At 73.5% G+C, this 12,695-nt stretch carries 12 protein-coding genes; 3 read left to right on the top strand and 9 right to left on the bottom strand.

Annotated elements, in window-relative coordinates; translation table 11 throughout:
• Window positions 1–239: 239 nt before the first annotated feature.
• Window positions 240–890 carry an HAD family hydrolase gene (locus ACSU53_RS25885; protein ID WP_437031476.1) on the bottom strand — a complete coding sequence of 217 codons (651 nt, stop codon included), beginning with the start codon at window positions 888–890 and terminating at the stop codon, window positions 240–242.
• 115 nt (window positions 891–1,005) lie between these two features.
• Here ACSU53_RS25885 and ACSU53_RS25880 point away from each other — a divergent pair, with 115 nt between their 5' ends.
• Together ACSU53_RS25880 and ACSU53_RS25875 are read left to right on the top strand one after the other, a co-directional pair.
• On the top strand, window positions 1,006–1,365 hold the full coding sequence (locus ACSU53_RS25880; RefSeq protein ID WP_437031474.1) for a hypothetical protein: 360 nt from the start codon (window positions 1,006–1,008) through the stop codon (window positions 1,363–1,365).
• 1 nt (window position 1,366) lies between these two features.
• Window positions 1,367–1,783, top strand: coding sequence for a hypothetical protein (locus tag ACSU53_RS25875; RefSeq protein ID WP_437031472.1), 417 nt, complete (start codon window positions 1,367–1,369; stop codon window positions 1,781–1,783).
• 111 nt (window positions 1,784–1,894) lie between these two features.
• Here the strand turns inward: ACSU53_RS25875 and ACSU53_RS25870 are convergent, their stop codons facing one another.
• The 3 genes from ACSU53_RS25870 to ACSU53_RS25860 all read right to left on the bottom strand — a co-directional run bounded on the left by ACSU53_RS25870 (window position 1,895) and on the right by ACSU53_RS25860 (window position 4,195).
• Window positions 1,895–2,392: a GNAT family N-acetyltransferase gene (locus tag ACSU53_RS25870; RefSeq protein ID WP_437033408.1), complete on the bottom strand. Its 498-nt coding sequence runs from the start codon at window positions 2,390–2,392 to the stop codon at window positions 1,895–1,897.
• Window positions 2,393–2,437: 45 nt separating this feature from the next.
• A complete protein-coding gene (locus ACSU53_RS25865; protein WP_437031470.1) occupies window positions 2,438–2,944 on the bottom strand; it encodes a sigma-70 family RNA polymerase sigma factor in 507 nt (168 codons plus the stop codon).
• Window positions 2,945–3,019: 75 nt separating this feature from the next.
• Window positions 3,020–4,195: a glycerophosphodiester phosphodiesterase gene (locus ACSU53_RS25860; protein WP_437031468.1), complete on the bottom strand. Its 1,176-nt coding sequence runs from the start codon at window positions 4,193–4,195 to the stop codon at window positions 3,020–3,022.
• 588 nt (window positions 4,196–4,783) lie between these two features.
• On the opposite strand from ACSU53_RS25860, the gene ACSU53_RS25855 reads away from it, so the two are divergent.
• Window positions 4,784–5,455 (top strand): lysophospholipid acyltransferase family protein, encoded by a 672-nt coding sequence (locus tag ACSU53_RS25855; RefSeq protein ID WP_437031466.1) that lies wholly within the window; start codon window positions 4,784–4,786, stop codon window positions 5,453–5,455.
• Window positions 5,456–5,655: 200 nt separating this feature from the next.
• Here ACSU53_RS25855 and ACSU53_RS25850 read toward each other — a convergent pair whose 3' ends face one another.
• The 5 genes from ACSU53_RS25850 to ACSU53_RS25830 all read right to left on the bottom strand — a co-directional run bounded on the left by ACSU53_RS25850 (window position 5,656) and on the right by ACSU53_RS25830 (window position 12,251).
• Entirely contained in the window at window positions 5,656–7,185 is a 1,530-nt protein-coding gene (locus ACSU53_RS25850) for an MFS transporter (protein ID WP_437031464.1), read from the bottom strand.
• On the bottom strand, window positions 7,182–7,757 hold the full coding sequence (locus ACSU53_RS25845; RefSeq protein ID WP_437031462.1) for a TetR/AcrR family transcriptional regulator: 576 nt from the start codon (window positions 7,755–7,757) through the stop codon (window positions 7,182–7,184). The genes ACSU53_RS25850 and ACSU53_RS25845 overlap by 4 nt, the downstream gene beginning before the upstream one ends.
• 434 nt (window positions 7,758–8,191) lie before the next feature.
• On the bottom strand, window positions 8,192–9,163 hold the full coding sequence (locus ACSU53_RS25840; protein ID WP_437031460.1) for an aldo/keto reductase: 972 nt from the start codon (window positions 9,161–9,163) through the stop codon (window positions 8,192–8,194).
• A 363-nt stretch (window positions 9,164–9,526) separates the two neighbouring features.
• Window positions 9,527–10,960: an argininosuccinate lyase gene (gene argH, locus ACSU53_RS25835; protein WP_437031458.1), complete on the bottom strand. Its 1,434-nt coding sequence runs from the start codon at window positions 10,958–10,960 to the stop codon at window positions 9,527–9,529.
• A 97-nt stretch (window positions 10,961–11,057) separates the two neighbouring features.
• Window positions 11,058–12,251, bottom strand: coding sequence for an argininosuccinate synthase (locus ACSU53_RS25830; RefSeq protein ID WP_403642680.1), 1,194 nt, complete (start codon window positions 12,249–12,251; stop codon window positions 11,058–11,060).
• Between the last annotated feature and the right edge of the window lie 444 nt (window positions 12,252–12,695).

Genomic DNA, 12,695 nt, shown 5'->3' with positions numbered 1-12,695 from the left:
CATGCGGCCGGACACGAGCCGGCTCTCGCTTCGGGGCGCGAGGCTCAGGTGGTGCGGGGGCCCTCTAGAAGGCGCACATTCGGAGCGAACCCATACAACGAGCACCGGGCGGCTGGTGCGCCTCGGTCGCAGGAGTGCGGTCGCTCGTCGTGGTCATGAGAGCAGTAAACCAGACATTCGCTGCTGACCGGCCACCGCTGTCCAGCATGTGGACCGCCGTGGACACCCATCCGCGCACTTCAGTGGCGTGCCGTGATCTCGATGCCCGCGCCGGTGACCTGTACGGACACGGCGGACAGGTCCGGCACCACCAGGTCGGCCGTGAGCTCTTCGGCCCGGTGGGTTGTGGCCAAGGCCACGGTCCGCATGCCGGCGGCCCGTCCGGCCCGCAGTCCGGCGGGAGCGTCCTCGAAGACCACGCAGTGCGCCGGGTCCACGCCGAGGGTGCGGGCGGCGAGCAGGTAGGGCTCGGGGTCGGGCTTGCCCCGGGTCACGTCGTCGGCGGCGACGAGCGTCTTGGGCAGGACACCGACGGCGTCCAGGCGGGCCTCGGCGAGCCTCCGGGTCGCGGAGGTGACCACGGCCCAGCGTTCCGCGGGCAGGGCGTCGAGCAGGTCCCGGGTGCCGGGCAGCAGGCGCACTCCCCCGTTCGGGACGTCCTCGACCTCCAGGTCCTCGATGCGCGCGACGGCCTGGGCGACCACGTCGGCGGGCAGCAGGTCGGCGGCGATCTCGGCGGCCGTGCGCCCGTGCAGCTCGACCCGGCCGAACCGGTCCGCCGTGATCCCGTACTCCGCGGCCCACCGGGTCCAGCAGCGGCGCACGGACTCCAGGGTGGACACCAGGGTTCCGTCGTTGTCGAACAGGAGGGCTTGCGCATGAATGGTCATGCCATCGACCTTACGGGTTCGGGGCCCGGGACCCCGAAGGACCGGCGGCCCCCTCGCCGGTCCTGTACCGGGGCCGCGCACGGCGGGGGTTTTCGGGCGTAATAAGGTCACTGCCATGCTTGATGTCCTGACGCTGGTGACCGGCGTCGCCGCGCTGCTGCTCGCCGCCTGGTGCGGCTGGGCCGCCTACCGGGACCAGCCGACGAAGGACTGGCACTTCATCGGCATGGCCGTGGTCACGCTGCTCGCGCTGGTGCAGCTGATCGTCGGAGTCGTCCAGCTGGCCCGGGGCGAGAAGCCGGAACAGGGGACGACGATCTTCGTGGCGTACCTGCTGGGCGCCTTCGCGTGCGTGCCCGCCGCGGGCTTCATGTCGCTGGGCGAGCGCACCCGGTGGGGTTCGGTGACGGTCGCGGCGAGCGGCTTCGTGCTGGCCGTGCTGGAGGTCAGGCTCTATGACATCTGGGGAGGCTGAGGTGACCGTGACGCGTGAGAAGCCGGCACGGGCCCGGCTGATCGGCGGCCCCGGGCTGCTCCTGGTGTGGCTGTACGGGGTGATGGTGGTCGGCGCGGTGTCGCGTTCGGTGTACCAGATCGCCACCGAGTTCGACCGGGCGCCGCTCGCCTACACGCTGTCGGCGCTGGCCGGCGTGGTCTACGGGTTCATCACCTACACGCTGGTACGCGGCGGCGAGACGGCCCGCAGGGCGGCGCTGGTGTGCTGCGCCGCCGAACTGGCGGGCGTGCTGACGGTGGGCACCTGGACCCTGCTCGACCCGTCCGCCTTCCCCGACGCGACCGTGTGGTCGGACTACGGCATGGGATACCTGTTCATCCCCGTCCTGCTGCCGCTCACCGCGGTGTACTGGCTGCGCCGGGCCCGCACCCCCTGACCGGCCGGGCCGGCCCCCTCGCGCGAGCGGCTCCGCGGTCCGCGGGGCGCACCCGGGGACGGCGGAGCCGCAGGACCGGACGCGGGAGGGCGGCCGGGGCGTCGGGAGGGGTCAGGCGGTCGTCGCGTACGACTCGGCCGTCTTCTCCAGGACGATCATCGGGACGCCGTCGGCGCCCTGGGAGGTGCCCACGCGCTGGTAGCCGACCTTGCTGTACAGCCGCAGGTTGCTCTCGCTGCGGTGCCCGGTGTGCAGGCGGAAGGTGCGGGCACCCCGCTCCTCGGCGAGCGCCGCTTCGGCGGCCCGCAGCAGCCGCGCGCCGATGCCATGGCCCTGGAGCCGCGGGTGGACGCAGAGCTTGCCGATGGCGGCGGCGCCCTCCTCGGTGATCGTGCCGCGCACCGAGCCGACGACCTCGTCGCCGAGCCGGGCGACGTAGACGCAGTCGGCGGCGACCTCCGCGCGGACCGATTCGAGGGTCTGCACCAGCGGGTCGATGCGGTAGTTGCCGTAGAGGGCCGCCTCGCTCTGGAAGCACAGGTACTGCAGCCTGAAGATCTGCTCCGCGTCCTGCCCGGTCGCCGCAGAGATGGTCACGCTCATGCCCATGTGCGCACGCCTCCCGCTCATCTGATCACCTGTTGTCCCTCACTCCTATCCCCCTCGTTCGCCGGCCGCAACCTCCGGCGCGAGCAAACGACGCAGACATCCCAGGCATCGGGAACGTTCCGGGCCGAGACTGCCCTGTGAGATACCCAACTCGCCTGCGATTTCCCGGTATGTCGGGTCATGCGGCGCCAGCAACGCCCCGATCAGGCGGGGGCACCTGCCGGGCAGCCGGCGCACGGCGTCCCGCAGGGCCCGGCCGCGCGCGGCGGCGAGCGCGAGGCGTTCGGGGTCCGCGGCGCCCGGGTCGGCGGCATCGGCCGGCAGCGACGCCTCGCGGCGGGCGGCGCGACGGCCGCGGCGCGCCTCCGCGCGGACGGCCCGGCGCAGCCAGCGGCCGGGGTCGGGCGGCGGGCCCTCGGCGTCGAGGCGCTCCAGCAGGCGCAGCCAGACGGCCTGTTCCAGGTCGGCCGGTTCGCCGCCGGACGCGTACGCCTCGGCCGACGCCTCCGCGGCGAGCAGCGGACGCAGGGAGGTGACCAGGTCGTGGGTCATGTGACCGACGACGCGGCCGCCCCGGGCGGGGTTGCCCGGGGCGGCCGTTCCTCACCCCTTCCGGGGCGGGCGGGTTCAGCGGTTGACGAAGTCCTCGCGGGCCAGCACGGCGGTGTCCGGGTGGTCGGTGAAGACACCGTCGATGCCGGTGGCGAAGTAGGCCCGGTAGGCGCCGAAGACGTCACCGTAGGCGTCCGGCTCGGAGCCCCTGCGGAAGTCGGCCGGCAGGAAGGGGTTCTCGTTGCGCATCGTGTACGGGTGCAGGATCAGCCCCGCCCGGTGCGCGTCGCGGACCAGGGTGGTCGGCTCGGTGAGCCGGCCCGCGGAGTCGCGCGGGACGACGAGGTCGAGGGTGGGGCCGATGCCCTGGGCGTAGGAGGCGATCTCCTTCAGCCCGCGGCGGGTGATCAGGTCGGCGACGGTCCGCGGGTCGCCGGACTCGACGAAGTCCCAGGGGCGGGTGTCGGCGCCGGACAGCAGGACGACGAGCGGGTTGTCCACCAGCCGGTTCAGGCGCTGGACGCTGGTCGGCTCGAAGGACTGCAGGATCACCGGGGAGTTCCGGCGGTCCTTGCGGTGCTTGCGCAGCAGCCGGGCGACCCGCTCCTCCAGGCCGAGGCCGAGCGCCCGGAAGTAGGTCGGGTGCTTGATCTCGGGGTAGATCCACACCTGCTTGCCGCGCCTGCGGGTCTGCTCGTCCTGCCAGCGCAGCACCTCCTCGAAGGTGGGGATCTCCCAGCGGCCGTCGTAGAGGGTGTTGTGGGGGCGGTTGGCCGGGATGCGCTCGACCGCGCGCAGCCGCTTCAGCTCGGCGAGGGTGAAGTCCTCGGTGAACCAGCCGGTGACCCGCACGCCGTCGAGGGTCTTGGTGGTCCGGCGGCCGGCGAACTCGGGATGGTCGGCGACGTCGGTCGTGCCGCCGATCTCCGGTTCGTGGCGGCAGACGACGTGGCCGTCCCGGGTGGGGACCAGGTCGCCCGCCTCGACGATGTCGGCGCCCAGGTCGAGGGCGAGCTGGTAGGCGGCGAGGGTGTGTTCGGGCCGGTACCCGCTGGCGCCCCGGTGCCCGATCACGGTGGGGACGGGCAGGTCCTCCAGCCCTCTGCCGCGGTCCGCGCGCGGGGCGGCCGCCGCGGTACCGCCCGCGCCGAGGACCGTGGCCCCGGCACCCACCACCGCCGCGCCCAGCAGCGCGCGCCGTCCGGTTCCGCCCGCCTGCTCGTTCGACTCCCGCGACTCCCGCGTTCCCATGAGCGCTCTCTCCTGCCGTCGGCTGGTCCGGTGCGGGGCCGATCGTAGGGGGGCGCGGGTGACGGACGGGAGACCCCGGACCGAACACATGGGTGACGCCGCGTGTCGTCTTCCGCCGTAGGGACGTCGTAGGTGGGGTGCCGTGGGGATGTCGTGGGGCGTGGTGTCGTGGACGTGGGTGTCGTGGGGCGTGGTGGGGACGTCGTGGGCCCGGCCGCCCGTCCGTCGTGCTGCCCGGCGGGCGCCGTGGGCCCGCCGAACCGGTGCCGGCGCGGTGCCGGTGCCCGCGCCCGCGCCCGGGCCTGTGCCCGCGCCCGTGCCCGGGCCGGGAACATGATGGATCGTCCGGTTCGGCCGGGCGGAGCGGGGCACCCGGCCGGACGTGCGGGTGCGGGCGACGTCCGTCACACGGTGACGGGAGTGTTGCCGGCGGGGCATGACGGGCGCCGCAGGTAAAACAGTGTCAAGGGGGCGTAAGACCTCGGTGAACCCCTTGATCCCGATGTGCGCGCCCCCCGGCGCCGCGAGTAATGTCCTCACCTGCACAGACTCGTCCATACCGCCAACCCGTTCCCACCGGAGGGCCCGTTGTCCCGGTTCGCGCTCATCAAGGCAGTGCTCGGTCCGATCATGCGCCTGATGTTCCGCCCACGGGTGGAAGGCGCGGAGCACATCCCGTCCGACGGTCCGGTCATCCTGGCCGGCAACCACCTGACATTCATCGACTCGATCGTCCTGCCCCTCGTCTGCGACCGTCAGGTCTTCTTCATCGGCAAGGACGAGTACGTCACCGGCAAAGGCCTCAAAGGCCGCCTGATGGCCTGGTTCTTCACCGGCGTCGGCATGATCCCGGTCGACCGGGACGGCGGCCGGGGCGGTGTGGCCGCGCTGATGACGGGCCGGCGCGTGCTGGAGGAGGGCAACGTCTTCGGCATCTACCCGGAGGGCACCCGCTCCCCCGACGGCCGCCTCTACCGGGGCCGCACCGGCATCGCCCGGCTCACCCTGATGACCGGCGCGCCCGTCGTCCCGTTCGCGATGATCGGCACCGACAAGCTCCAGCCCGGCGGCGCGGGCCTGCCGCGGCCGGGACGGGTCACGGTGCGGTTCGGCGAGGCGATGGAGTTCTCCCGCTACGAGGGCATGGACCGCGACCGCTACGTGCTGCGCGCGGTGACCGACTCGGTGATGACCGAGGTCATGCGGCTGTCGGGTCAGGAGTACGTCGACATGTACGCGAGCAAGGCGAAGGCCGCGTAGCACCGCGTCGACGGCCGGGGGCACCGGGCCCCGCGCGCCGGACGCGCCGAGGGACACCGCGATGTGCCCCGCATCCCACCGTCCGGGACGGTGGGATGCGGGGCACATCGCGTCGGTGGCCGAGTCGGCGGCTGCCGGGCGTGGCCGCCCCGGCCCGCGGGCGCGGGAGACCCGTCCGGTGCACCGGACCGGCCGGCCCGTCAGCCCTCGGCCGCCTCCTCCAGGCGCTGCCCGCGGAGCATGAACCAGGCCGCCACCGCTGCCGCCAGCAGCACCGTGGCGCCCACGCCCGCGGCCAGGGTCAGGCCGTCCACGAAGGCCTGCCGGGCCGATTCGAGCATGGCCGCGGCAGTGTCGGCGGGCAGGGCGGCGGCGGCCTCCACCGCACCGCCGAGCGACTCGTGCGCGGCGGCGGGGGTGCCCTCCGGGCCGGGGAACCCGCGGTAGACACCGGTCACGATGGAGCCCAGGACGGCGATGCCGAGGGCGGCGCCGAGTTCGTAGGCCGTCTCGGACACGGCCGAGGCGGCGCCCGCCTGCTCCTTGGGCACGCTGGAGAGGATCACGTCGGCCGTCACCGTGAAGGCGAAGCCGGCGCCGAGCCCGACCACCAGGAGCGCGGTGCCGAGCAGCGGGTAGCCGGTCGACTGGCCGATGACCGTGAGGGCGGCCAGGGACAGGCCGATGGCGGCGAGCCCGCCGGAGACGACGGCGCGCACCGACAGGCGCCGGGCGGCCCGGCCGGCTACCAGTCCGGCGGTCACCGCACCGATCGCGGCGGGCAGTTCGGCGAGACCGGCCTCCAACGGGCGCCTGCCCTGGACGAGTTGCAGGTACTGCGACAGGAAGAACACCAGCCCGGACAGCCCGAGGATGGTGAGGAGGTCGGCCAGTACGGCTCCGCTGAAGCCGCGGTGCCGGAACAGCCGCATGTCCAGCAGCGGTACCGGGAGCCGGAGCTGCCGGCGGACGAAGCCGTACAGGGCGGCGGCGCCGAGCAGGCCGGCACCGGTGGCGGCCGGGCCGAAGCCGTGCGAGGCGGTCTCCTTCACCGCGTAGACCACGCCGACCATGCCGACCAGGGACAGCACGACGCTGGCCAGGTCCCAAGGGCCGGGGTCCGCGGTGCGGGACTCGGGGAGCATCCTGATGCCGACGAGGACCAGGACGGCCATCACGGGGAGGTTGATCAGGAAGACCGAGCCCCACCAGAAGTGTTCGAGCAGGAACCCGCCCAGGATCGGCCCGACGGCGGTGCCCGCCGAGGCGGTCGCCCCCCAGATGCCGATGGCGAGGCTGCGTTCGCGCGGATCGTGGAAGAGGTTGCGGATCAGGGCGAGGGTGGCCGGCATCAGCGTCGCACCGGCGACGCCGAGCAGGGCCCTGGCGACGATCAGCATCTCGGGGCTGGTGGCGTAGGCGTTCAGGACGGAGACGGCTCCGAAGGCGGTGGCGCCCACGAGCAGGATCCGCTTGCGGCCGATGCGGTCGCCGAGGCTGCCCATGGAGACGAGCAGACCGGCGATCACGAAGGAGTAGATGTCCCCGATCCAGAGCAGCTGGGTGCCCGACGGGGCCAGGTCCTCGCTGATGTAGGGGGTGGCGAGGCCGAGGACGGTCGCGTCGACGGCCACCAGCAGCACGGCGAGCACGAGCACGCCGAGCGCCAGCCACCGGCCCGGTCGTTTCCTCACCTCGTCGGTCCCGGCGGGTCGGACGGTGCTGGTCATGAGTGGTTCTTCTTCCTCGCCTGCGCGGTGTCGGGGCGCCGGACGCCGCCGAGCAGCAGTTCGACGATCATGTGGGTGAAGTCCTTGGGGGCGACGCGGCCCTCGGCCACGGCCCAGGCGGCGGAGGCGAGCAGGCCGTAGAGCGCCTCGGTGAGCCAGGCCGGGCTCAGGTCGACGCGGAACTCGCCGCTCTCCTGGCCGCGCAGGAACAGGGCGGCGACCGCGTCGTCGATCCTGGTCCAGCCCTCGTTCTGCTCCCCGCCCTCGAAGAGCTGGTTCTCGGTGTAGAGGAAGGCCAGCAGGCCGGCGTGGGGTTCGATCCGGCCGACCAGGCGGCGCACCGCGTCGCTCGCGGGGCCCTCATCCGGCCGGGCGTCCTGCAGCGCGGCCTCGCACTCCTCGATGGCGAGCGCCTCCAGCGCCCGCACCAGCGCGTCCCGGCCGGCGAAGTGCCGGTGGAGGGTGGCACGGCTGATGCCGGCCGACCGGGCGACCTCGTCCATGGTCGAGGTGGGCTTCCGGGTCAGCTGGGAGGCGGCTGCGCGCAGCACCTGTTCGGGGTCGATGGCCATGGGACGAGATTAGCGCACGTGAGACATTCTCGTCTCACCCGGGGCGGCAACGTCTCAGAGTGAGACCGGTGTCACCTGAGCCGCCCGCCGGCCGGTTCGGATCAGCGGCGGTCGGCGACCGGCGGCGGCCAGGCGTGGGAGGGAGCGGGAGCGCAGGGGCCGCCGGTCCGGGCTTCCGGTGCGGCGGCGCGGTCCGGCGACCGGGCGGCCACCGGCAGCGGCGCCGGGCCCGCGATCAGACGGCATGGACAGGGCCGGACCGGCTGGACCGACGCACAGACGGCCCGGACCGGCGCCGGGCCCGCGCCGGGCCGGCGCACGGGGTGACGGCGACGAGCGCCCTGGCCCTGGCCCGGGAACAGGGAACAGGGCCGCTCGGACGAGCGCCGGAGCCGGCCACGGACAGGCGGCGCGGGCGAGGCCCGGCCCGGTGATCAGTGCCAGGGCAGCCGTGCGCGCCGCTCCCAGTAGGCGTCCGGTGTCTCGGCCAGCGCCGCGAGGCCCGCGAGGCGGTCGTCGTCGAGGTCGACCAGCGGGGCGTGCAGGTTGGACGCCAACTGCACCACGGTCGCTGCCCCGGACAGCACCACGCCCGCCCAGGGGTGCCGCAGGACATGGGCGAGGGCCACCGCGTCGCTGCCCAGGCCGGCCTCCTCGGCGACCGCCCGCAGCGGCTCCGGGGCGTCGGGGCCGGCCAGCCGCCCGTTCGCCACGGCCTCCTTGACGATCACGGTGAGCCCGGCGTCGTGGGCCTCGGCGAGCGCCGGACCGGCGGAGGTCTCCAGCACGTTGTACGTGGCCTGGACGGTACGGAAGAGGGGCTCGCCGTCGACGGTGACGGCCAGCGCGGCCCGGATGGCGTCGGCCTGGGCGGGGCCGCTGGTGGAGAAGCCGACGGTGAGCCCGCCGGCCGCCGCCTCGGCGAGCCGGGCGTGCAGTTCCTTGTCGCCGAGGGCGGGGCTGTCCGGGGTCACGGAGTGGATCTGGTACAGGTCGAGCCGGTCGCCGAGCAGGGCCGCGGACTCGGCGCGCTGCCGTTCGTAGGCGGCCAGGGAGTGGTCCTTGACCTCGTGCCGCTCGGCGTCCGTGGACCAGTCGGCGGTGTAGGTGTAGCCCCACTTGCTGCCCACGACCACGTCGTCGGCGTCGGGACGCCGCCTGAGCCAGTCGGCGAGGAACTCCTCCGCGCGGCCGTACGAACGGGCCGCGTCGATGTAGCGCACGCCCTGGGCGTAGGCCGCGTCGAGCAGGTCGTGGGTACGGGCGCGCAGGGCCTCGACGGTGCGGTTCCCGCCGAGGTCGTGGTCCCGGCCGAGGTTGATGTAGCCGGGGCGGCCGACCGCGGCGAGGCCGAGGCCGATGTGGCAGGTGGGGGTCGTCGCTGTGGCCAGGCGGGCGAAGGGCATCGGGGGCTCCGTCGGTCGGCTCCGGTACGGACGTCCGACCCAACGTAACCCGCGCCGCCCCCGGGGTCCGCCGGAACGGCATCGGGGGTGGGCCGACGGCGGTCCGTCCCGCCCGGGGCGGGCCGACGGGGCAGGGGGGACGCGCCCCCTGCGCACGGTCGGTCCTGCGTCCGTCGGCGGTCCGCCCGGCCGTCCCCCGCCCGCCGGGTGTCCGGCGGGCGGACGGGCGCAGCCGGCCGGGGCCCGCGTCCCGTACCGGGCACCCCCGCCGGGACGCCACCGAGACGCCCCGGGGATGCGGGCCGGTACGGCGGTACGGCGCCGCGCGCGGAGAGCCCGCGGCCCTCCCCGCCGGCGTACGGGTCAGCTCCTCCGCTTGGCGGTGGCCCACGCGTGCTGGGCCGCCACGTCCGCCCTGACCTCGGCCAGCTGCACCGCGACCGCCTCCGGGGCCGTGCCGCCCCGGCCGTTGCGGGAGGCCAGGGCGCCGGGAACGTCCAGCACGGACCGCACCTCGGGCGTGAGGTGGGCGGAGATCTTCGCGAACTGCTCGTCGGTGAGCTGGTCGAGTTCCTTACCCTCGGCCTCGGCGGCCTTGACGCACTCGCCGGCCACCTCGTGCGCGACGCGGAACGGGACCCCCTGCCGGACCAGCCACTCGGCGATGTCGGTGGCCAGCGAGAACCCGGCCGGGGCCAGTTCCTCCATGCGCTCGCGGTGCACGGTGAGGGTGGCCATCATGCCGGTGAAGGCGGGCAGCAGGATCTCCAGCTGGTCGATGGAGTCGAAGACCGGCTCCTTGTCCTCCTGGAGGTCCCGGTTGTAGGCGAGCGGGAGGGCCTTGAGGGTGGCCAGCAGGCCGGTCAGGTTGCCGATCAGGCGTCCCGACTTGCCGCGCGCGAGTTCCGCGATGTCCGGGTTCTTCTTCTGCGGCATGATCGACGACCCGGTGGAGAAGGCGTCGTGCAGGGTCACGAAGGAGAACTCCTTCGTGTTCCAGATGATGACCTCCTCGGCGATCCGGGAGAGGTTCACCCCGATCATCGCGGTGATGAAGGCGAACTCGGCCACGAAGTCGCGGGAGGCCGTGCCGTCGATGGAGTTGGCGGCGCTGCCGTGCTCGAAGCCGAGGTCCTTCGCGACCGCCTCCGGGTCCAGCCCGAGGGAGGAGCCGGCCAGCGCACCCGAGCCGTACGGGGAGACGGCCGTGCGCTCGTCCCACTGGCGCAGCCGCTCCGCGTCCCGGGACAGCGCCTGGACGTGGGCGAGGACGTGGTGGGCGAAGAGGACCGGCTGGGCGTGCTGGAGGTGCGTGCGGCCGGGCATGGCCACGTCCGGGTGGGCCTCGGCGAGGCCGATCAGCGCGTCCTGGAGTTCGGCGACCAGGCCGCCGATGACCCGGGCGTGGTCCCGCAGGTACATCCGGAAGAGGGTGGCCACCTGGTCGTTGCGGGAGCGGCCCGCGCGGAGCTTGCCGCCGAGGTCGGGGCCGAGGCGCTCCAGGAGGCCGCGTTCCAGTGCGGTGTGCACGTCCTCGTCGGCGATGGTGCCGGTGAAGGAGCCGTCGGCGACGTCCGCCTCCAGCCGGTCGAGGCCGGCGATCATCCTGGTCAGCTCGTCCTCGGTGAGGAGTCCCGCGGAGTGCAGCACGCGCGCGTGCGCTCGCGAGCCGGCGATGTCGTAGGGGGCGAGGCGCCAGTCGAAGTGGACGGACGCGGACAGTTTCGCCAGGGCCTCGGCGGGACCGTCGGCGAAACGGCCGCCCCAGAGCCGTACGTCACCGCTGTTGCTGCTCACTTGCGTTGCTCCTCGAAGGCTGTGGAAGTGCCGCCGCCTCCTCACGTGGGGTGAGGAGGCGGCAGCCAGGCTAGTGCGTGTGAGGGCCGTCGGACGGCTACGCCAGGTCCCGCTTCGCCGCGATCTTCGACGACAGGCTGTAGATGTCGATGAAGCCCTTGGCGGCGGACTGGTCGAAGCTGTCGCCGGTGTCGTAGGTGGCCAGGTTGAAGTCGTACAGCGACGACTCGGAGCGGCGGCCCGTGACGACGGCCCGGCCGCCGTGCAGGGTCATCCGGATGTCGCCGTCGACGTGCTGGTTGGCCTCGTCGATGAAGCCGTCCAGGGCGCGCTTGAGCGGGGAGAACCACTGGCCGTCGTAGACCAGTTCGCCCCACCGCTGCTCGACCTGCCGCTTGTAGCGGGCCAGTTCGCGCTCGACGGTGACGTTCTCCAGCTCCTGGTGGGCGGTGATCAGGGCGATGGCGCCGGGCGCCTCGTACACCTCGCGGGACTTGATGCCGACGAGGCGGTCCTCGACCATGTCGATCCGGCCGACGCCCTGGGCGCCCGCGCGCTCGTTGAGCTGCTGGATCGCCTGGAGCACGGTGACCGGCTTGCCGTCGATGGCCACCGGGACACCCTGCTTGAAGGTGATGACGACCTCGTCGGGCTCGCGGGCGAGGGCCGGGTTCTGGGTGTACTCGTAGACGTCCTCGATCGGGGCGTTCCAGATGTCCTCGAGGAAGCCGGTCTCGACGGCGCGGCCGAAGACGTTCTGGTCGATGGAGTACGGCGACTTCTTGGTGGTCGCGATGGGCAGGCCCTTGTCCTCGCAGAAGGCGATGGCCTTGTCGCGGGTCATGGCGTAGTCGCGGACCGGGGCGATGCACTTCAGGTCGGGGGCGAGGGCGACGATGCCGGCCTCGAAGCGGACCTGGTCGTTGCCCTTGCCGGTGCAGCCGTGGGCGACCGTGGTCGCGCCGTGCTTCTGGGCGGCGGCCACCAGGTGCTTGACGATGGTGGGCCGCGACAGCGCGGAGACCAGCGGGTAGCGGTCCATGTAGAGGGCGTTGGCCTTGATCGCCGGGAGGCAGTACTCGTCGGCGAACTCGTCCTTGGCGTCCGCGACCTCGGCCTCGACCGCGCCACAGGCCAGGGCGCGCTTGCGGATGACGTCCAGGTCCTCGCCGCCCTGGCCGACGTCGACCGCAACGGCGATGACCTCGGCGCCCGTCTCCTCGGCGATCCAGCCGATGGCGACGGAGGTGTCCAGACCGCCCGAGTAGGCGAGTACGACGCGCTCGGTCACGGGTTTCTCCTTACAGTGCATTCGCTGATATGCATGAGTATGCAGAACCACGCATGATTCGTCAATCCAGCTGGTCGGAGCGGTGCATACGGGGTGTACGGCGAGGGGGTCGGGCATCGACCACTCCCCCGGGCCCCCGGAAATGAACGGCGGCGGCCGTCCGCACGTACCACTCGCCGGACGCAGGGCCGCCTGCACGCTCACCCGGTGACGTGCCAGGCGCTGTGGCCGCCCCGTGTGAGCGCCGGCCGGGGCGGCCACGGACGTGCGCCTCCCTCGCGACGGAGTGCGGCGACGCCGCCCGGCGGAAGGAGGCGGCGGTGCGGGCGGAGGCCGGCCGGAAGCCCGGGACGACCCCGGAGACGACCGCGGGAACGCGCCGGGAACCGGCCAGGACCGGCCACGGACCGGCCACCGGCCCGCCGAGGCCGGGCAAATCCTTAG

This window comes from Streptomyces sp. enrichment culture (assembly GCF_964273255.1).
GTDB lineage: Bacteria > Actinomycetota > Actinomycetes > Streptomycetales > Streptomycetaceae > Streptomyces.
This window is presented reverse-complemented; position numbering and strand designations above follow the sequence as displayed.

Coding starts and splice junctions, on each gene's coding strand:
- ACSU53_RS25885 (WP_437031476.1), bottom strand. CDS start 890: ATGACCATTCATGCGCAAGCCCTCCTGTTCGACAACGACGGAACCCTG.
- ACSU53_RS25880 (WP_437031474.1), top strand. CDS start 1,006: ATGCTTGATGTCCTGACGCTGGTGACCGGCGTCGCCGCGCTGCTGCTC.
- ACSU53_RS25870 (WP_437033408.1), bottom strand. CDS start 2,392: ATGGGCATGAGCGTGACCATCTCTGCGGCGACCGGGCAGGACGCGGAG.
- ACSU53_RS25865 (WP_437031470.1), bottom strand. CDS start 2,944: ATGACCCACGACCTGGTCACCTCCCTGCGTCCGCTGCTCGCCGCGGAG.
- ACSU53_RS25860 (WP_437031468.1), bottom strand. CDS start 4,195: ATGGGAACGCGGGAGTCGCGGGAGTCGAACGAGCAGGCGGGCGGAACC.
- ACSU53_RS25850 (WP_437031464.1), bottom strand. CDS start 7,185: ATGACCAGCACCGTCCGACCCGCCGGGACCGACGAGGTGAGGAAACGA.
- ACSU53_RS25845 (WP_437031462.1), bottom strand. CDS start 7,757: ATGGCCATCGACCCCGAACAGGTGCTGCGCGCAGCCGCCTCCCAGCTG.
- ACSU53_RS25840 (WP_437031460.1), bottom strand. CDS start 9,163: ATGCCCTTCGCCCGCCTGGCCACAGCGACGACCCCCACCTGCCACATC.